The organism is Ralstonia soli, from assembly GCF_023955655.1.
Lineage (GTDB): Bacteria > Pseudomonadota > Gammaproteobacteria > Burkholderiales > Burkholderiaceae > Ralstonia > Ralstonia soli.
In genome coordinates, this window is record NZ_JAMXHT010000003.1 from 436,725 (window position 1) to 455,201 (window position 18,477).

Sequence of the window (18,477 nt, forward strand, 5' to 3'; positions counted from 1 at the left end):
CGAGCAGCGACGCGCGCTACATGCTGTCCATCACGCACGTACGGGCGATGCCGGTGAGACGCGCTTGACCACGATGAACGTCGCCACGCCCACGACCAGAGACACCGCCGCCACCGCGAGCGACGCATTGAAGCCACCCGTGGCCGCGAACAGCCGGTTCGCCAGCGGCGGCCCGACGATCTGGCCGATGCCGTAGGCAGCCGTCATCAAGCCCATCAGGCGCGGTGCCGCGTGCGGCCACAGACGACGCGCCTCGCGCATGGCGAACAGTGTGATCGCCGTGAACGGCAGGCCAAGCAGCAGGCTGGAGAGCGCCAGCCCCGCCACCGTCGGCCAGACGATGCTGATGGTCACGGCAACGGCCTGCATCGCATATGCGGTGGCCAGTAGCGCGCGGTTGTCGCGCGCCAGGCTGATCCGCGTGGAGAGAAAGGCGCCCAGCGCCACGCCCGCGCCGAACATCGGCCAGAACAGGTCGGGCCAGACGGAGCCGGCCGGCAGCACCTTGCGCGCGATCACCGGCAGGAAGGTGGCGGTGATGATGTAGCCGAAACCGGCCACGCCGTAGGCCAGGGTGACAGCAATGGTTGGGGCATCCAGTTTCGGTACCGCGCCGGCCGCGGCCGATGCCGGCGCGGCATGCGAGCGCGCTTCGGGCCGGACGGTCGACCACACCGCCGCAGAGAGCAGCGCCGACAGCACACCAAACGCAACCCACGCCGACGTGGCATGCCAGCCCAACGCCACCATGCCGCTGGCCATCAGCCCCGGAATGGCGATGCCCAGACCCGGCCCGCAGAAGATGATGCCGCCCAGCGCTGCGTGCCCCAGCTCGGTCAGGCGGTGCAGACACCAACCGGCCGTGAAGACAAACACCAGCGCGCTGATCATGCCCGCCGCAAAGCGCAGCACGAGCCACGCCGGCTGGCCTTGCAGCACGCCCATCCCGGCAGTGAGCAGTACCGTCGCAACCAGGCCGATGCGAATGAACCGCGCCGCATCACCGCGCAACGCCATGCAGACCAGGGCGCCGACGAAATATCCAAGGTAGTTGCCCGTGGCTAGCCAGCTGCCTTGCGCAAGCGTGAGGCTGCCGTCGTGCAGCATCATCGGCAGGATTGGCGTGAAGGCGAAGCGGCCAATGCCCATCGCCACGGAAAGCGCGACCATGCCCGCAATCGCCACACGCCACGCGGTAGCGCGCGGGTGCGGCACAGCAGAGACGACAGAGGAAGACGGCAGAGTGTGCTCCATGGGAAGCGCTCGGGATGAGGAAGTCGGCACTTCATCGTACGCACCGCCGCTCATCTTGAAAAATGAATTATATTGAACGAACCCATTAGCATTTGAGATAGATCATGGATCTGGCCTCGCTTGAGATTTTCCGAACGGTGGTGCGCGAAGGCGGCGTCACCCGGGCAGCCCAGCAGTTGAACCGCGTGCAATCGAACGTGACGACGCGCATCCGCCAGCTGGAAACGTCGCTGGGCGTGCAGCTATTCGTGCGCGAGAGCAAGCGTATGGTGCTCACGCCCGCCGGCCAGACCCTGCTGACCTACGCCGACGACATCCTGCGTCTGGCCGCCGAAGCGCGTCAGGCCGTGCAGCCGCGCGAGCCGCACGGGCGCCTGCGCATCGCCTCGATGGAGAGCACGGCCGCCAGCCGCCTGCCCACGCTGCTCGCCACGCTGCACCAGCGCTGGCCTCGCGTGCAGCTCGAACTGGTGACGATGACAACGCGCCAGTCGATCCAGGCGCTGTCGAATTTCGAGGTGGACTGCGCATTCGTTGCCGAAACCGCATGCCTCGCCAACACGCGTGCGGCGATGACCACGCTCCCCGCCTTTGCCGAAGAGCTGGTGCTGATCGCCCACCGCGCGCATCCGCCCATCCGCCGCGCCACCGACGTGCAGAGCGCCGCCCTGCTCGGCTTTGAACCTGGCTGTGCGTATCGGCAATTGATCGAAGACTGGTTCGCTGCCGATGGCGTGGTGCCGTCGCGCGTGCTCGAGCTGGGCTCGTACCACGCCATCATCGCGTGTGCGGCGGCAGGCATTGGCGTGGCACTGGTGCCGCGCTCGGTACTGGAGCTGTACACCAATGCGCCGGAGATCAGCGTGCACGAGCTTGGCAAGCCCGGCCGCGTCGACACGGTGCTCGCCTGGCACCGCGAGATGGCCGGCCCCGCCCTGCAAGCGCTCCTGCAGGTGCTGAGCGAGCCGCATGCCGTAGCGAGCACACCCGCCGGCGAGGCCATCGCTGCCTAAACTGAATGCAGCACACGGACCATGCCGCGGGTCCGACGCAGTCCAGCGCGGCAACGACGACGGAGGCGCCCATGCGACCGTCAATGCGGATTCGTCAAGGGATGGTCTGGCTGACGGCAATCATCGCCGCCACATGGAGCAGCCTTGCCATGGCAGCCGCCCCGGTAATCGTGCTGCCGCTGACCGGCGCGATCGGGCCGGCGAGTGCGGCCTACGTCATCCACGGGTTGCAGCAGGCGCGCGCGCAAGGCGCACAACTCGTGGTGCTGCAGATGGATACGCCTGGCGGGCTGGATGCGTCGATGCGGCAGATCATCCAGGCAATCCTTTCCTCTCCGGTGCCGGTGGCGGGCTATGTGGCGCCGGGTGGTGCGCGTGCCGCCAGTGCGGGCACCTACATCCTCTACGCCTGCCACGTCGCGGCGATGGCGCCGGCCACCAACCTGGGCGCGGCATCACCGGTGTCCATCGGCATTGGCGGGCATGCGCCCAGTCCGCCAAGTCCCGGAGATGCAGCCAAACCGGCCAGCGCCCCCGCTGCATCGTCCAGCAACGAAGACACCCTCGCCCGCAAGCAGATGCACGACGCGGCGGCGTACATCCGCGGGCTCGCGCAACTGCGTGGTCGCAACGCAGACTGGGCTGAGCGCGCCGTGCGCGAAGCCGTGAGTCTCGACGCGCCCGAAGCTGCCAACCAGCACGTCATCGACCTCATCGCCAGCGACACCCCTGATCTGCTCAAGCACGTGGATGGGCGCGCGCTGCGTACGTCCCGCGGCCTCGTCACGCTGCACACTGCTGGCGCGCCGACCGTCGTGTTGGAGCCCGACTGGCGCAACCACTTCCTCGGCGTCATTACGGACCCGAGCCTCGCGCTGTTGCTGCTGACGGTGGGCGTGTATGCGCTGATCTTCGAGTTCTCGACGCCGGGAATGGTGGTGCCCGGCATCCTCGGCGCGATGTGCATTCTGGTGGCGCTCTATGGGCTGCAGATGCTGCCGATCAACTACGCAGGGCTGGCGTTGATTGCGCTGGGCCTCGGCTGCATGGTGGCCGAGGCGTTCCTGCCGACGTTCGGCGCGCTCGGCGTAGGCGGCATCGTGGCGTTCGTGCTCGGGGCGGTGATGCTGATCGATACGCAAACGCCCGGCTTTGGTGTGCCGCTGCCGCTCATCATCGGGCTGGCCTTTGTGAGCCTGACCGTCGTGCTGGCGGTCTCCAGCCTGGCAGTGCGTGCGCGACGCCGGCCGATGGTCACGGGCGGCGACACGCTCATCGGCATGACGGGTGAAGTGGTCGACGTCGACACATCGGACGCCGATGCAGACAGTGACGGTTGGGCGCGCATCCATGGTGAGCGCTGGCGCGTGCGTTGCGACGCTGGCATGGCGCGTGGCGATCAGGTTCGCGTCATCGCGCGACATGGCTTGACGCTGTTGGTGGAGCCGGCCGAGCCCGTGGCGGCTTCCGCTTAAGAGCCGCTAACAAAACTGTCCTGGCTAGGCGTACCGACGCGGACAGTACTGTAGTACGGCAAGGAGGTGCAACGAAGCCAGGGCGGTTTTGTTAGCGGCGCTAAGGAGAAACAACATGGTCTACGGATTCTTCAGCGCAGGCGGCCTGATCTTTCTGGCCGTGCTGCTGGTCATCTCGTCTTTTCGGGTGCTGCGTGAGTACGAGCGCGGTGTGGTGTTTCTGCTTGGGCGCTTCTGGCGCGTGAAGGGGCCGGGGCTGGTGCTGATCGTGCCAGCTATCCAGCAGATGGTGCGGGTGGACCTGCGCACCGTGGTGATGGATGTGCCGCCGCAAGACGTGATCTCGCACGACAACGTGTCGGTCAAGGTGAATGCGGTGGTGTACTTCCGCGTGGTGGACCCGGAGCGCGCGATTATTCAAGTGGCCAATTTTCTGGAAGCGACCAGCCAACTCGCGCAGACCACGCTGCGGGCGATTCTCGGCAAGCATGAACTGGATGAGATGCTGGCCGAGCGCGAGAAGCTCAACCTCGATATCCAGAAGGTGCTCGACATTCAAACTGATCCTTGGGGGATCAAGATTGCCAATGTGGAGATCAAGCATGTGGATCTGAATGAATCGATGATTCGCGCGATCGCGCGCCAGGCTGAGGCCGAACGTGAGCGGCGAGCCAAGGTGATTCACGCGGAGGGTGAACTACAGGCTTCCGAGAAACTGCTGGAGGCGGCGCAGATGCTGGCGCAGCAGCCTGAGGCGATTCAGCTGCGTTATCTGCAGACGCTGACGCAGATTGCTGGCGACAAGAGTTCGACGATTGTGTTTCCGTTGCCGATGGAGGTACTGGGGGCGATCAAGAAGCCTTAGTTGCCCTGTTTTTTTGGTGTTGGTCCATCCCTTGTTTCATCCCCTGCCGGGGCTGACTCACTTTCTTTGTCTTGCCAAAGAAAGTAAGCAAAGAAAGGCGCGCCCGAGATGGCGACCCCCTCCTTGGATTTTTGCCGCAGGGAGGGGAAGGAGCCAAACTCGCTGCGCTCAGACAAGGCTCCTTCCTTTTTCCTCCCCGCAACAAAAATCCAAGGCGCCATCTAGGGCAAGGTACGGCCAGACCATCGGGGTGCTTGCGTTAGCGCCGTGGCGAACGTCACAGGTCGATCTTCATGCCTAGCTTGAAGAGGCGCGGGGCGCCCATCGATAGGCGGTTGTTGCCGGCGCCGGCCCAGTAGCGCTTGTCGGTGAGGTTGTCGACGTTGAGTTGCAGCGTGGTGCGCTTGCCTGAGATGCGGGTGACGTAGCGCACACCGGCGCTGAACAGTGTGGTGCCGCCCAACTCGGCTTGGTTGGCGTCGTTCACGGGTCGTGGGCCGATGTAGTACGCGCCTGCGTTCAGCGACACCGAGCGCAACATCGGCAGCGTGTATTCCGCGAACAGGCTGGCGGTGCTGCGTGGCGTGTTCTCGGGCGTCTTGCCGTTGAGGCCGTTGCCAACGCCGCGGAACTTGGCGTCTGTCCAGCCGGCGGAGGCCAGCAGCGACAACTCGTTGGTGACACGTCCCTGCGCCGTCAGTTCGACACCGCGAATGCGTTCGCGGCCGTCCTGAACGAAGAGGTTTGCGTCGTTGGTGTAGCTCGCAGCGCGGTCGATGTCGTACACGGCGGCGGCGAGCTGCGTGCCGGCCAGCGTTTCGTAGCGCACGCCCACTTCCTTCTGTTCGGAGAGCGCGGGCGGCATCGCCACGTTGGCATTGGCGGCGGTATTGGGTGCGCGCGCACCGGCCTCCAAACCTTGCGCGTACGACGCATACGCTGACAACGTCGGCGTGAATTTGTAAATGACGGCGCCCAGCGGCGTGGTCTTGCTGGCTTCGTAGCGGTTGGGCGCTTGCTCGCTGGTGTAACGCGTATAGCGCAGGCCGGCGATCACCTGCCAGTGCTGCGAGAGCGTCATGCGGTCCATTGCGTAGACGCCCGTATCGACGGCGCGCTGCTCGGCGGTAAAGCCGATGCCGGTGGTTGGCAGCCAGCCGAGATCGACCGGGTTGTACAGATTCTGCGAACCCGAGAAGCGATCGGAATACACCGCCGCCTGCCGCATGTCCGATCGCGCCACGCCAAAGGTCAGGTCGTGCGTAATCCAGCCCGTCTTCTCGGTGCCGTTGATGTCGGCGCGCACGTGGCTCGTGTTCCAGCGGCCGTTCTGGCGTTGGCCGGACAGCGTGCCTGCGCCCGTCACGGGGTTGGTCAGGCGAAACTCTGAGAATGCCCGCGAGCGCGCTGTCTCCGACAGGCCCCCTTCCACCGTCAGCAGCCACGCATCGGTGAGTGCGTAGTCCGCACGCAGCAGTGCGTTGGTGTTGTTGCCATCAAAGTCGGCCCAGCCGGGTGCGATGCGCTTGCTGGGGTCGGGCATAGCGGGCAGCGCGATCACGCCGTTCCTGGCGGCAGGTAGCGTCACCACGGATTGCTCGGTGATGACCTTGCGTGAGTACTCCACATCGGCCTTCAGGTTCAGGCGGCTGTTGACCTTCCAGTCAAATGCCACAGCAGCCAACTGCCGCGTGCCTTCGATGCCGCTGGTGGGCGATTGCAGTGAACCGCCCGCCGCGTTGAAGCGGATGCCGTATTGGTTGTCTTCACCAAAGCGGCGGCCCACGTCGACCGTGCCGATGGCCGTGCCATTGCTGTCGAACTGCATGCCCAGCGTGGTGACGGGCGTATTGCCCGCACGCTTGGTGACGAGATTCACGACGCCGCCCGGCGTGGTGTAGCCGTAGTACAGCGCCGATACGCCCTTGAGCACTTCCACACGCTCCTTGTCTTCCAGCGGGATGGCGGTGAGCGCCGCAATCGGCATCGCGCCGTTAAAGCGGAAGTTGGTGCGGTTCTCCATCGTCACGCCACGGATGGCGAGGTTGTCGAAGGTCTCGCCGGAGAGCTGCTGGCGCGTCACGCTGGCCGTGTTACGCAGCGCGTCGAACAGTGACGTGTCCTGCTGGGCGTCGAGCGCCTCGCGCGTGACGACGTTCACCGTTGCCGGAATGTCGCGCAGTGCCATGCCACGGAATGCGCCCACCTCGGCCGTGCTGGCTGCAAAGCCGCGCTGGCTGCGCGCGGTGACGGTGGTTTCGTCCAAGTCGACCTTGGCATGGCCGGCAGCAGGTTGCGGTTCATCGGCGCGCGCTAATGTCGAGACGGTGAGCAGAGCAGCAAGCGGAATGGCGGCGAGCGCGCAAGGCAATGCGCGGGCCGCTGCATTGACCACATTCGGATGAGTCATCGCAGACAACAGGTTGATCAGGATTGGCGAAACCGGACGCGCGGCAATGCGCTGGGAGAAGAAAAAACGCGCCGCAGTACAACACGGCGCGTCGATCCATTGGCTGGCAGGTGAAAACCCGCTGGCTCGCCCGGCAGAAGCAATGGCCAGCGATCAGGCAAGGTACCCGCTGCCGCCCATCAAATGAGAATGATTCGCATTATATTGAGGTCGCGTGATCTCGGCAACCGTTAGCTCGCCGGCACCCCCTGCTTCCATTGCGGCCAGCGGTTCACGATATCGTCCAGCAATGGCTTGGCCGCGTTGACGAGGTTGTGCGTGGCCGGCACGAAGCCGCCCTGCTGGGCGTAGTTGATGAGGCCGTCAGAAGCCGTCTGACCGTCATATGGGCGATCGAAATCGGACCCCGAACGCAGCAGCGCCACGCGGCTGAAATCGACCTTGCCGGCACGGGCACCGCGCGTGAGTACTTCCAGCGTGGCGTTGTCCTCTTGCGCGGTAGTGCAGTAGGTGCCCTTGTTGTCGGTCATCGTCTTCACCCAGTCACGCGCGCGCTGGCCCAGGTTGCGGCCAGCCCACCACGTATCGGCAGAAGCGACATCGCACTGAATGACAGCAGGTGGCTGATTGGCCGGCGCGTATGCGTAGTTCTTGCGGAAGGCGATGGCCTCGGGGCTGTCTTCCAGCGTGGCCGATTTCGACAACGTAAAGGCGCGCTGCAGCAGCGTCTCGTTCAGCTGGAACACCTCGGTGCGGTAGTCCATGGGCGGTTTCTCGCCCGGGCCCTTGGTGCCGATGCCGAAATAGCCATACGGCCAGCTGGTTGGCATTTCACGCGCGTCGATCTCATGCGACAGGCCGTAATCCACCGCATAGCGCGCCCACGCTGCTGAACCGACCGTGCCCTGCCCCGGATCAATGCCCGCAATGCCGGCGATGACGAAGTAGGTGTGCGTCAGATCCAGCTTGCTGCGATAGAGCAACGCAGAAATCGTCGACGCGGCATTCGCGTATCCCATGCCTGTGGTGATCTGGCAAACGCCGTCGTAGTTGCAGAGCATGTTGGGCGCGTCGGGCGACAAGCCGGAGATGGCGACCTTCTCCTTCAGGTCGTAGCGGTCGATAAAGGGCTGGGCTTCGCCCTGGAACATGTTGACGACGATGACCTTCACGCCGTCATACGCGCAACTGTTCAAGGTCAGGGCTGCGGCGCCCACAGCGCACAGCTTGGCGATCGTACGCAAACGAGGCATGGGCGTCTTGAGTCGGGAATCGATCATGGCGAGGGCACTCCGTGTTTCCACACGCTCCAGCGCGTGACGATCTCGTTGACCAGCGGGCCGCCCGCCAGATAGAGGTTGTTGAGCGACGGCACAAATCCGCCCGAGTTGCTGCCCACCAGCGAGTCGTACGGCGTCTGCCCCGGATACGGCCGATCGAAGTTGGAAGCGGTACGCAGCACGGCCACACGCTGCAGGTCGAGCAGCCCCGTCCTCGCACCACGCGTGAGCGCTTCGAACGTCGCATTGTCTTCCTGCTGCGTGGTGCAGTAGGTGCCTTGGCCATCTGTCAGCAGCTTCACCCACGCGGCTTCGCGCTCGCCCAGCTTGGCGCCGTGCCAGTACGTGTTGCCCGCGGCGGTGTCGCATTGCACGACCGACGGCGGCTGGTTGGCCGGTGCACTCGGGTAGTTGGCGCGATACGCGCGCGCGGTGGCGTTGTCATCCAGCGCCACGCCCTTGGAGAGCGCAAGCGCTTTCTGCAGCAGTGCCTCGTTCACGCGGAAGACTTCCGTCTTGTAGTCCAGCGGCGGCTTTTGTCCCGGCCCCTGTGTGTTGATGCCGATGAAGCCGTTGGGCCAGTTAGCGGGAATCTCGCGCGCATCGATCTCCCAGGCGAGGTCACTGTCGACCAGATAACGCGCCCACGCAGCAGAGCCCAAGGTGCCTTGCGACGGATCGATCCCGGCAATGCCCGCCACCAGGAAGTACGTGCGCTGCAAATCGAACTGCCCGCTGTAAATCAGCGCCGACACCGACGATGCGGCGTTCGCCTTGCCCATGCCGGTGGTGAGCTGGCACACGTCGTTGGCGTTGCAGTGCACGTTCGGGTAATCAATCGACAGGCCGGGCACCGGCACGTCTTGCGTGAGGCCCAGCTTGTCGATCCACGGCTGCGCCTCGGGCGCGAACATGCTGATGATCAGCACCTTGACCTTGCGCGCGTGCGACTCAGGCGCAGGTTCTTGCGCAAGCAGCGCAACCGGCTGCGTCGATGCGCCAATGCCGGCGGCCACCAGCACGCCAGCGGCGATCGCCCGTAGCAATCGTTTGCTGCGCCGCGCAGCCGATGGCTCGGGCGGCACAGCGTCGACCTTCTCGGATAGAACGCTCATGGTTCTCCTCGGATTTGGGGATGGGAACAGGGGTACATCAGCGCTGCGGGGAACAGCGCGCGCAACCGATGCAAGTTGCCTGCCAGTTATCGCGAGGGCACGCAATCTCAACAGAAGCGGCTGCGTTTCCCCGGTATAGGCGATGGCGCAACCGCCCTCCACTCCCGGCAATCAGAACCAAACTTGTTTGGTCACCCTATACAAGCCACCTTCGCGTGCGCTGCACATCAGGTCGAGCCCCAAAACAAAACGGCACGCGCCCCGTTGCCGGGAACGCGCGCCGTTCAGCGCATCAGATTCGAAGGGGCGTTACATCACACCTTCTGCTGCACCCACGCGGCCACACCGGCCAGCGCTTGGGGCAGCTTCTCGGGCTCCGTACCACCAGCCTGCGCCATATCCGGGCGGCCACCACCCTTGCCACCGACCTGCTGGGCGACAAAGTTAACCAGCTCGCCGGCCTTGACCTTGGCGGTGGCATCCGCCGTCACACCGGCGATCAGCGCGACCTTGCCGTCGCTCACGCTGCCCAGAACGATGGCGGCGGTCTGGAGCTTGTCCTTGAGCTTGTCCATGGTCTCGCGCAGCGTCTTGGCGTCGGCGCCGTCGAGCTTGGCAGCCAGCACCTTGATGCCCGCCACGTCCACAGCCTGGCTGACGAGTTCATCGCCCTGGTTTGCGGCCAGCTTCGACTTCAGGCGCTCCAGTTCCTTCTCCAGCGTCTTGACCTGATCCTGCACCTGGCCGATACGCTGCGTCAGCTCCGACGGCTGTGCGCGCAGTGCGGCCGCCGCTTCGTTGATGCGCGTGTCGAGCGTCTGCAGGTAGTGCAGCACGTTGTCGCCGGTGATGGCTTCCACGCGGCGGATGCCTGCTGCCACGCCCGATTCGCTCACAATCTTGAACAGGCCGATGTCACCGGTGCGCGCGACGTGGGTGCCACCGCACAGTTCCTTCGACGTGCCGATCGACAGCACGCGCACTTCGTCGCCGTACTTCTCGCCGAAGAGCGCCATCGCTCCGTTCTTGACCGCATCATCGAAGCCCATGAGTTGGGCGCTGGTGGCGGCGTTGGCGAAAATCTCGGCGTTGACGCGTGCTTCCACTTCGCGGATCTGCAGCGGCGTCATCGGTGCGTTGTGCGAGAAGTCGAAGCGCGTCTTGTCGGCATCGACCAGCGAACCCTTCTGCTGCACGTGGCTGCCCAGCACTTCGCGCAGGGCCTTGTGCATCAGGTGAGTGGCCGAGTGGTTGCGCATGGTGCGCGCGCGGCGCACGGCATCCACTTCCGCAGCCACGGCATCGCCGACCTTCAGCACGCCGGTGCGCAGCTCGCCATGGTGGCCGAACACATCGGCCTGCACCTTGAGCGTGTCGGCCACATCAAACCAGACGGTGGCCGCCTTGAGCGTGCCCTGGTCGCCGACCTGACCGCCCGATTCGGCATAGAACGGCGTATGGTCCAGCACCACCACGCCGGTCTGGCCGGGGTGCATTTCCTGCACCGGTGCGCCGTCGACAAACAGCGCCGTCACGCGCGCGGTTTCACGCACCAACTGGTCGTAGCCGTGGAAGGTGGTCTTGTCGCCGGTGTAGTCGAGCGTGCCAGCGGTCATCTTGAACTTGCCGGAGGCGCGTGCCTGCTCGCGCTGGCGGTTCATGGCGGCGTCAAAGGCAGCTTCGTCGACGATCACGTCGTTCTCGCGGCAAACGTCTTGCGTCAGGTCCAGCGGGAAGCCGTAGGTGTCGTGCAGCTTGAAGGCGAGTTCGCCGTCGAGCATCTTGCTGCCCGAAGTCTTCAGCTCGCCCAGCGCGGCGTCGAGGATCGACATGCCGTGCTCGATGGTCTCGAAGAAGCGCGCCTCTTCCGTGCGCAGCACCTCGACCACGCGGTCGCGTGCGTCGCGCAGTTCCGGATAGGCCTCGCCCATCTGCGCGACGAGGTCGTCCACCAGCTTGTGGAAGAACGCGGCGCGGCAGCCCAGCTTGTAGCCGTGGCGGATGGCGCGGCGGATGATCCGGCGCAGCACGTAGCCGCGACCTTCATTGCCCGGGATCACGCCGTCGACGATCAGGAACGAGCATGCGCGGATGTGGTCGGCAATCACGCGCAGCGAGTTGTTCGACAGATCGTTCGTATTCGTTTCGCGCGCTGCGGCAGCGATGAGCGCCTGGAACAGGTCGATCTCGTAATTGCTGTGCACGTGCTGCAGGATGGCGGCCAGGCGCTCCAGGCCCATGCCGGTATCCACGCACGGTGCCGGCAGCGGGGTCAGCGTGTATTCGCCGGTGGCCGGATCGAGCTGGCGGTCGAACTGCATGAACACGTTGTTCCAGATCTCGATGTAGCGGTCGCCATCGGCTTCCGGGCTTCCCGGGGGGCCGCCCCACACGTCCGGGCCATGGTCGTAGAAAATTTCCGAGCACGGGCCGCACGGGCCGGTTTCGGCCATCTGCCAGAAGTTGTCCGATGCGTACGGCGCGCCCTTGTTGTCGCCGATGCGCACGACGCGCTCGGGCGGCAGGCCGATGACCTTGGTCCAGATGTCATAGGCCTCGTCGTCGGTCTGGTAGACGGTCGCCCAGAGCTTTTCTGCGGGCAGCTTGTATTCCTTGGTCAGCAGTTCCCACGCCCAGGTGATGGCTTCGAGCTTGAAGTAGTCGCCGAACGACCAGTTGCCGAGCATCTCGAAGAAGGTGTGGTGACGCGCGGTGTAGCCGACGTTTTCCAAGTCATTGTGCTTGCCGCCGGCGCGCAGGCAGCGCTGCACGGAGGCCGCACGCACGTACGGGCGCTTGTCGGTACCGAGGAAGACGTCCTTGAACTGCACCATGCCCGAATTGGTGAACAGCAGCGTCGGGTCGTTGCCCGGCACCAGCGGCGAGGAGCGCACCACGGTGTGGCCCTTGCCCTCAAAGAAGGTCAGGAATTTTTGGCGGATATCGGAGGCTTTCATGTCGCGGGGTGCCGGAGTCAGCATTGCGCCCTGGAGCATCCCGCTCCAGAGCGCCTTGGATTAGTGCAAACCATTGATTATACGGGGTTCGTGACCAGGTCGCGTCCATTCTGCGCCGCATTTTCCCCGGTTGGTCGCATCGGCTTAGAGGGATCCTGGAGCGTGGTGTAGAGTGCACCCGTTCCAATCGTGTCGATTCGTCAATCCATGGGCGCTCTCAGCCATCTCCGTGTTCTTGACCTGACCCGCGTGCTTGCCGGCCCCTGGTGTGCGCAAAACCTCGCCGATTTCGGCGCCGACGTCATCAAGGTGGAGCGCCCCGGCGCTGGCGACGACACCCGCACCTGGGGCCCGCCCTGGCTCAAGGACGAGGCTGGTCAGGACACTGCCGAAGCCGCCTACTACCTGGCTGCCAACCGCAACAAGCGGTCCATTACCGTCGACATCAGCACGCCCGAGGGGCAGGACATCGTCCGCCAGCTCGCCGCGCATGCGGATGTCGTGCTGGAGAACTACAAGGTCGGCCAGCTCAAGAAATACGGGCTGGACTACGCATCGCTCAAGGCCGTCAAGCCGGACCTGATCTACTGCTCGATCACCGGCTTCGGCCAGACCGGCCCCTACGCCGCGCGCGCCGGCTACGACTTCATCGTGCAGGGCATGGGCGGTTTCATGAGCCTGACCGGCGAGCGCGACGACCTGCCCGGCGGCGGGCCGCAAAAAGCCGGTGTGGCCATCTCAGACCTGATGACCGGCATGTACGCCACCGTCGCCGTGCTGGCCGCGCTCGCGCATCGGGACCGCACCGGCGAAGGCCAGTACATCGACATGGCGCTGCTCGACGTGCAGGTCGCCATGCTGGCGAACATGAACACCAACTACCTCGCCAGCGGCCAGGCGCCCAAGCGCTGGGGCAACGCGCACCCGAACATCGTGCCGTACCAGACCTTCCAGGCGGCTAACGGCTGGATCATCGTGGCGGTGGGCAATGACGGGCAGTTCCGCCGCTTTGTCGACGCCGGCGGTATGCCCGAACTCGCTGACGACCCGCGCTTCGCCACCAACCCGCAGCGCGTGGCCAATCGCGACGTGCTGGTGCCGATCCTGGCCGAGATGGTCAAGCGTTTCAGCAAGGGCGATTGGATCGACAAGCTCGAAGCCGCCGGCGTGCCCTGCGGCCCGATCAACAATCTCGACGAAGTCTTCGACAACGAACAGGTACAGGCACGCGGCCTGCGCGTGGACCTGCCTCACCCGAGCGCCGGCACCGTCAAGCTGGTCGGCAGCCCGGTCAAGATGAGCGCCACGCCGCCCAAGGCCGCGAGCCACCCGCCGCTGCTGGGCGAACACACCGAGGCTGTGCTGCGCGATGTGCTGCGTTTATCGCCCGACAGGATCGAAGCGCTGCGCGCACAGGGCGTCATCTGAATCGCACCTTCCCCACCCTAGACGAGGTCTCCATGTGGTCTGATGCGTTGCTGGCTTACCTGCATTACATCTCGATCTTCACGATGATCGTCTTCCTTACCGCCGAGGCCGTGGTGCTGCGGCCCGGCATGACACCGGAGATCCGCCATCGGCTCGCCCGCTATGACGCGGTCTTCGGCTTTGCTGCACTGGCGGTGCTGGTGACGGGGCTGCTGCGCATGTCCTACGGCGCCAAGGGTTATGCGTTCTACGTCCACAACCCGGTGTTCCATATCAAGGTGGGCCTGTTCATCCTGGTGGGGCTGCTGTCGATTCCGCCCACGCTGACCATCCTGCGCTGGAAGAAGCAAGGCAAGACGCTGCCCGACTTCGTGCCCACGCCCGCCGAGATTGCGAAGACGCGGCGCTGGGTCATGATTGAATCGCACCTGATCGTATTCATTCCGCTGGCAGCCGTGCTGATGGCGCGCGGCATCGGCATGTAATCGCGCGGGCCAAACGCGAGCGCTGGGCATCAACGCTCAGGACAAACCCTGAATCGTTGGCCAGCGCGCCGCGCCAGGCCATGAGATGCGCGGCCCCCCTCTGCAAGGTGCTTGAAAGCCGGTCTGCTTAGCGTGCAAACTTGGCCGCCAACAGGGCGGCCCGCCGTCGCTGGCGCAGCACGCCCCTTCCGAGGAGACCCGTCTTGCAGAACGATTCCCAGAGTCGTCCGGTAATCCGCAGCCATCAGGACTTTGCATCCGGCGTCTTGTTCATTGTCGCGGGCGCGGCGTTTGCCATTCTGGCGCGCAGCTACCGCATGGGCACGGCCAGCAGCATGGGGCCCGGCTACTTCCCGTTCTGGCTGGGCATTGTGCTGGTGCTGCTGGGCGTGGTGGTGATCGTGCAATCGCTGTCGCGCAAGGGCGTGGCCGACCGCATTCCGCGCTGGGACATCAAGACCCTGCTGTGGGTGCTCGGCTCGGTGGTGCTGTTCGGGCTACTGCTGCAACCGCTGGGGCTGGTGCTTTCGCTGGTGGTGCTGGTGTTGGTGTCCAGCATGGCGAGCCACGAATTCACGTGGAAAGGCGCGGTCGGCACCGCCATCGTGATGGCGCTGATGAGCCTGGCCGCCTTCATCTACGGGCTCAAGCTCCAGTTCCCGGTGTGGCCGGCCTTCATCGGCGGTTGAGCGAGAAGGAAAGACGCCATGGACCTCTTTGCCAATCTCGCGCTCGGCTTTTCGACTGCGCTCTCGATCCAGAACCTGATCTACGCGTTCATCGGCTGCGTGCTCGGTACGCTGATTGGCGTGCTGCCGGGCCTGGGCCCCATCGCCACGATTGCGATGCTGCTGCCGGCCACGTATGCGCTGCCGCCGGTGGCCGCGCTCATCATGCTGGCGGGCATCTACTACGGGGCGCAGTACGGTGGCTCCACCACGGCCATCCTCGTCAACCTGCCGGGCGAATCGTCGTCGGTGGTGACCACCATTGATGGCTACCAGATGGCGCGGCGCGGGCGCGCGGGCGTGGCGCTGGCGACTGCCGGCCTCGGCTCGTTCTTTGCCGGCTGCGTGGCGACGCTGGTGCTGGCCGCGTTTGCCACGCCGTTGTCGGAGTTCGCGTTCAACTTCGGGCCGGCGGAATATTTCTCGCTGCTGGTGCTGGGCCTGATCGGCGCGGTGGTGCTGGCCTCGGGTTCGCTCATCAAGGCGATTGCGATGATCGTGCTGGGCCTGCTGCTCGGCCTGGTCGGCACCGACGTGAATTCTGGCACCGCGCGCTACTCGTTCGACGTGCCGGAGCTGGCCGACGGGCTGAACTTCGTCTCGGTAGCAATGGGCGTGTTCGGCTTTGCCGAGATCATCGCCAACCTGGAGCAGAAGGAGCATCGCGAAACCTTCATCGACCACGTGCGCAATCTCTGGCCCGGCCGCGAGGACTTCAAGCGCATGATCCCGGCCGTGCTGCGCGGCACAGCGCTCGGTTCGGTGCTCGGCATTCTGCCCGGCGGCGGCGCAACGCTGGCGTCGTTCGCGTCGTACTCGCTGGAGAAGAAGACCTCGCGCTATTCGCACGAGTTCGGCAAGGGCGCCATCGAAGGCGTGGCGGGGCCGGAATCAGCCAACAACGCGGCGGCGCAGACGTCGTTCATCCCGCTGCTCACGCTGGGCATTCCGCCCAACGCGGTGATGGCGCTGATGGTGGGCGCGATGACCATCCACAACATCCAGCCCGGGCCGCAGGTGATGACCAGCAACCCCGCGCTGTTCTGGGGCCTGATCGCCTCGATGTGGATCGGCAACCTGATGCTGATCGTGCTGAACCTGCCGATGATCGGCGTGTGGGTGCGGCTGCTGAAGGTGCCGTATCGCTTCCTGTATCCGGCCATCCTGGTGTTCTGCTGCATCGGTGTGTATTCGGTGTCGAACACCACGTTCGACATCTTCCAGACGGCCGTCTTCGGGTTGATTGGTTACATGTTCGTCAAGCTGCGCTGCGAGCCGGCGCCGATGCTGCTCGGCTTCGTGCTGGGGCCGATGATGGAAGAGAACTTCCGCCGTGCACTGCTGCTCTCGCGCGGGGATTTCTCCACGTTCGTCACGCGGCCGTTGTCGCTGGGGCTGCTGATTGCGGCGGGCATCCTGGTGCTGCTGGTGGCGCTGCCCGCCATCAAGCGCAAGCGGGAGGAAGCGTTTCAGGAAGAATGACGCTGTCCGACGCCGGCCGCGCCATCCAGATCGTGCAGTTGCGTCAGCAGCCCCTCACCGCATCCCATGCGCTATTGCACGCACCGGCGCTCGACGGTCTGGCCGCGGCGCACATGGCATCCGGCAGCCTCAACCGCCGGGCACGGTAAAATCATGGGATTGCCGAATCACGCACCCCCATGAGCCAAGACAACGCCACCGCCAACGGGTCGACTGCCGCCGCCCCCACGTCCAACTTCCTGCGCCAAATCATCGACGGCGACCTCGCACAAGGCACCTACGCCAATCGCAAGGACGCCGCCGGCCAGCCGATTCCGCCGGTGGTTACGCGCTTCCCGCCGGAGCCCAACGGCTACCTGCACATCGGCCACGCCAAGAGCATCTGGGTGAACTTCGGCATGGCCCGCGACTACAACGGCCGCTGCCACCTGCGCTTTGACGACACCAACCCCGTCAAGGAAGACACCGAATACGTTGACTCCATCATCGACGCCGTGCACTGGCTCGGCTACTCGTGGAGCGACGCCGGCGGCGAGCACCTCTACTACGCCAGCGACTACTTCGAACAGCTCTACGGCTTTGCCGAAGTGCTGATCCAGCGCGGCGTGGCCTACGTTGACAGCCAGAGCGCCGAGCAGATCGCCGCCAACCGTGGTGATTTCACCCGGCCAGGCACGCCGTCGCCGTTCCGCGATCGTTCGGTGGACGAAAACCTCGCGCTGTTCCGCGACATGCGCGCCGGCAAGTACAAGGATGGCGAGCTCGTCCTGCGCGCCAAGATCGACATGGCCGCGCCGAACATCGTGATGCGTGATCCGGTGCTGTACCGCATCCGCCACGCGCATCACCACCGCACCGGCGACGCGTGGTGCATCTACCCGATGTACGACTTCACGCATTGCATTTCCGATGCGCTGGAGAACATCACGCATTCGCTGTGCACGCTGGAGTTCGAAAACAACCGCCCGCTGTACGACTGGGTGCTCGACCAGCTGCGCGATGCCGGCGTGCTGCCCGGGGCGGTCACCAACGCGCTGCCGCATCAGTACGAATTCGCGCGTCTGCACCTGACCTACGCCATCACCAGCAAGCGCAAGCTGCTGCAACTCGTGACGGAAAAGCGCGTCGACGGCTGGGACGACCCGCGCATGCCGACCCTGGTGGGCATCCGCCGCCGCGGCTATACGCCGGAATCGATCCAGCTGTTCTGCGAACGCGTGGGCGTGTCCAAAGCCGACAGCTGGATCGACATGAGCATCCTGGAAGGCGCCGTGCGTGACGACCTCGATGCACGTGCGCCGCGCTCGGTGGGCGTACTGGACCCGGTCAAGCTGATCCTCGATAACGTGCCGGCGGATTTCAACGAGCCTTGCTCGGCCCCCGTGCACCCGAAGCAGCCCGAACTCGGCCGCCGCGAATTCCCGCTCACGCGTGAGCTGTGGATCGAGCGCGAAGACTTTACCGAGACGCCGCCCAAGGGCTACTTCCGCCTCTTCCCGGGCAACAAGGTGCGCCTGCGCTACGGCTATGTGATCGAATGCACCGGCTGCGACAAGGATGCCGACGGCAACGTCACCGCCGTGCACGCCAACATCATCCCGGACACCAAGAGTGGCACGCCGGGTGCTGACAGCGTGAAGGTGAAGGGCAACATCCATTGGGTAAGCGCCGCGCACGCACTCGAGGCCGAAGTGCGCCTGTACGACCGCCTGTTCAGCGACCCGCAGCCGGACTCGGGCGACAAGAACTTCCTGGATGCCCTCAACCCCGACTCCAAGAAGATCGTCAAGGCCTACTTGGAGCCGACGCTGGCAACGGCCAAGCCGGAAGACCGCTTCCAGTTCGAGCGCCACGGTTACTTTGTGGCTGACCGCATCGACTCGCAACCGGGCAAGCCCGTGTTCAACCGAGTGGTCGGCCTGAAGGACAGCTGGGGCAAATAAAGATCGGGGCCAAATGCGGGCCCATGCCTGCGTGGGCCTCTG

General features: G+C 65.0%; 16 protein-coding genes. 10 read left to right on the forward strand and 6 right to left on the reverse strand.

What is annotated here, in order from left to right; translation table 11 throughout:
* Window positions 1-30: 30 nt before the first annotated feature.
* Window positions 31-1,254 carry a YbfB/YjiJ family MFS transporter gene (locus NG900_RS09070; protein WP_252679431.1) on the reverse strand — a complete coding sequence of 408 codons (1,224 nt, stop codon included), beginning with the start codon at window positions 1,252-1,254 and terminating at the stop codon, window positions 31-33.
* A gap of 104 nt (window positions 1,255-1,358) precedes the next feature.
* Between NG900_RS09070 and NG900_RS09075 the strand changes: the two genes are divergently transcribed.
* The 3 genes from NG900_RS09075 (at window position 1,359) to NG900_RS09085 (ending at window position 4,607) form a co-directional block, all read left to right on the forward strand.
* Window positions 1,359-2,267: a LysR family transcriptional regulator gene (locus NG900_RS09075; RefSeq protein WP_252679432.1), complete on the forward strand. Its 909-nt coding sequence runs from the start codon at window positions 1,359-1,361 to the stop codon at window positions 2,265-2,267.
* Between the two features lie 71 nt (window positions 2,268-2,338).
* Window positions 2,339-3,742, forward strand: coding sequence for an NfeD family protein (locus NG900_RS09080; RefSeq protein WP_252679433.1), 1,404 nt, complete (start codon window positions 2,339-2,341; stop codon window positions 3,740-3,742).
* Between the two features lie 115 nt (window positions 3,743-3,857).
* Entirely contained in the window at window positions 3,858-4,607 is a 750-nt protein-coding gene (locus NG900_RS09085; RefSeq protein WP_252679436.1) for a slipin family protein, read from the forward strand.
* On the opposite strand, the gene NG900_RS09090 is transcribed toward NG900_RS09085, so the two are convergent.
* Both NG900_RS09090 and NG900_RS09095 read right to left on the reverse strand, forming a co-directional pair.
* Window positions 4,604-4,783, reverse strand: a complete 180-nt coding sequence (locus NG900_RS09090) for a hypothetical protein (protein ID WP_252679437.1) — start codon at window positions 4,781-4,783, stop codon at window positions 4,604-4,606. The two genes, NG900_RS09085 and NG900_RS09090, sit on opposite strands and share 4 nt — an antisense overlap.
* A 101-nt stretch (window positions 4,784-4,884) precedes the next feature.
* Complete coding sequence (locus NG900_RS09095; protein WP_252679438.1) at window positions 4,885-7,017, reverse strand: TonB-dependent siderophore receptor; 2,133 nt, start codon at window positions 7,015-7,017, stop codon at window positions 4,885-4,887.
* A 46-nt stretch (window positions 7,018-7,063) separates the two neighbouring features.
* Here NG900_RS09095 and NG900_RS09100 point away from each other — a divergent pair, with 46 nt between their 5' ends.
* Entirely contained in the window at window positions 7,064-7,204 is a 141-nt protein-coding gene (locus NG900_RS09100; protein ID WP_252679440.1) for a hypothetical protein, read from the forward strand.
* A gap of 43 nt (window positions 7,205-7,247) precedes the next feature.
* On the opposite strand, the gene NG900_RS09105 is transcribed toward NG900_RS09100, so the two are convergent.
* The 3 genes from NG900_RS09105 to alaS form a co-directional block, all read right to left on the reverse strand.
* Window positions 7,248-8,297, reverse strand: a complete 1,050-nt coding sequence (locus NG900_RS09105; RefSeq protein ID WP_252679442.1) for a purine-nucleoside phosphorylase — start codon at window positions 8,295-8,297, stop codon at window positions 7,248-7,250.
* Window positions 8,294-9,412: a purine-nucleoside phosphorylase gene (locus NG900_RS09110; RefSeq protein WP_252679444.1), complete on the reverse strand. Its 1,119-nt coding sequence runs from the start codon at window positions 9,410-9,412 to the stop codon at window positions 8,294-8,296. Before NG900_RS09110 ends, NG900_RS09105 begins: the two co-directional genes overlap by 4 nt.
* Before the next feature lie 314 nt (window positions 9,413-9,726).
* Entirely contained in the window at window positions 9,727-12,369 is a 2,643-nt protein-coding gene (gene alaS / locus NG900_RS09115) for an alanine--tRNA ligase (protein WP_252679446.1), read from the reverse strand.
* Between the two features lie 207 nt (window positions 12,370-12,576).
* Here alaS and NG900_RS09120 point away from each other — a divergent pair, with 207 nt between their 5' ends.
* The 6 genes from NG900_RS09120 to NG900_RS09145 all read left to right on the forward strand — a co-directional run bounded on the left by NG900_RS09120 (window position 12,577) and on the right by NG900_RS09145 (window position 18,435).
* On the forward strand, window positions 12,577-13,797 hold the full coding sequence (locus NG900_RS09120; RefSeq protein ID WP_252679448.1) for a CaiB/BaiF CoA transferase family protein: 1,221 nt from the start codon (window positions 12,577-12,579) through the stop codon (window positions 13,795-13,797).
* Window positions 13,798-13,829: 32 nt separating this feature from the next.
* Window positions 13,830-14,282 (forward strand): DUF2214 family protein, encoded by a 453-nt coding sequence (locus NG900_RS09125; RefSeq protein ID WP_252679450.1) that lies wholly within the window; start codon window positions 13,830-13,832, stop codon window positions 14,280-14,282.
* Window positions 14,283-14,485: 203 nt separating this feature from the next.
* The gene (locus NG900_RS09130) at window positions 14,486-14,971 is read left to right on the forward strand and encodes a tripartite tricarboxylate transporter TctB family protein (protein WP_252679453.1); all 486 of its coding nucleotides are present in this window, start codon (window positions 14,486-14,488) and stop codon (window positions 14,969-14,971) included.
* A gap of 18 nt (window positions 14,972-14,989) precedes the next feature.
* Window positions 14,990-16,492 carry a tripartite tricarboxylate transporter permease gene (locus tag NG900_RS09135; RefSeq protein ID WP_252679455.1) on the forward strand — a complete coding sequence of 501 codons (1,503 nt, stop codon included), beginning with the start codon at window positions 14,990-14,992 and terminating at the stop codon, window positions 16,490-16,492.
* Window positions 16,489-16,641: a hypothetical protein gene (locus tag NG900_RS09140; RefSeq protein ID WP_252679457.1), complete on the forward strand. Its 153-nt coding sequence runs from the start codon at window positions 16,489-16,491 to the stop codon at window positions 16,639-16,641. Before NG900_RS09135 ends, NG900_RS09140 begins: the two co-directional genes overlap by 4 nt.
* Window positions 16,642-16,671: 30 nt before the next feature.
* Window positions 16,672-18,435: a glutamine--tRNA ligase/YqeY domain fusion protein gene (locus NG900_RS09145; RefSeq protein WP_252679458.1), complete on the forward strand. Its 1,764-nt coding sequence runs from the start codon at window positions 16,672-16,674 to the stop codon at window positions 18,433-18,435.
* Window positions 18,436-18,477 lie beyond the last annotated feature (42 nt).

What these genes read in the sequence shown, in the direction of transcription:
- NG900_RS09070 (WP_252679431.1), bottom strand. Translation starts at nt 1,254, where the DNA reads ATGGAGCACACTCTGCCGTCTTCCTCTGTCGTCTCTGCTGTGCCGCAC.
- NG900_RS09075 (WP_252679432.1), top strand. Translation starts at nt 1,359, where the DNA reads ATGGATCTGGCCTCGCTTGAGATTTTCCGAACGGTGGTGCGCGAAGGC.
- NG900_RS09080 (WP_252679433.1), top strand. Translation starts at nt 2,339, where the DNA reads ATGCGACCGTCAATGCGGATTCGTCAAGGGATGGTCTGGCTGACGGCA.
- NG900_RS09085 (WP_252679436.1), top strand. Translation starts at nt 3,858, where the DNA reads ATGGTCTACGGATTCTTCAGCGCAGGCGGCCTGATCTTTCTGGCCGTG.
- NG900_RS09095 (WP_252679438.1), bottom strand. Translation starts at nt 7,017, where the DNA reads ATGACTCATCCGAATGTGGTCAATGCAGCGGCCCGCGCATTGCCTTGC.
- NG900_RS09100 (WP_252679440.1), top strand. Translation starts at nt 7,064, where the DNA reads ATGCGCTGGGAGAAGAAAAAACGCGCCGCAGTACAACACGGCGCGTCG.
- NG900_RS09105 (WP_252679442.1), bottom strand. Translation starts at nt 8,297, where the DNA reads ATGATCGATTCCCGACTCAAGACGCCCATGCCTCGTTTGCGTACGATC.
- NG900_RS09110 (WP_252679444.1), bottom strand. Translation starts at nt 9,412, where the DNA reads ATGAGCGTTCTATCCGAGAAGGTCGACGCTGTGCCGCCCGAGCCATCG.
- alaS (WP_252679446.1), bottom strand. Translation starts at nt 12,369, where the DNA reads ATGAAAGCCTCCGATATCCGCCAAAAATTCCTGACCTTCTTTGAGGGC.
- NG900_RS09120 (WP_252679448.1), top strand. Translation starts at nt 12,577, where the DNA reads ATGGGCGCTCTCAGCCATCTCCGTGTTCTTGACCTGACCCGCGTGCTT.
- NG900_RS09125 (WP_252679450.1), top strand. Translation starts at nt 13,830, where the DNA reads ATGTGGTCTGATGCGTTGCTGGCTTACCTGCATTACATCTCGATCTTC.
- NG900_RS09135 (WP_252679455.1), top strand. Translation starts at nt 14,990, where the DNA reads ATGGACCTCTTTGCCAATCTCGCGCTCGGCTTTTCGACTGCGCTCTCG.
- NG900_RS09140 (WP_252679457.1), top strand. Translation starts at nt 16,489, where the DNA reads ATGACGCTGTCCGACGCCGGCCGCGCCATCCAGATCGTGCAGTTGCGT.
- NG900_RS09145 (WP_252679458.1), top strand. Translation starts at nt 16,672, where the DNA reads ATGAGCCAAGACAACGCCACCGCCAACGGGTCGACTGCCGCCGCCCCC.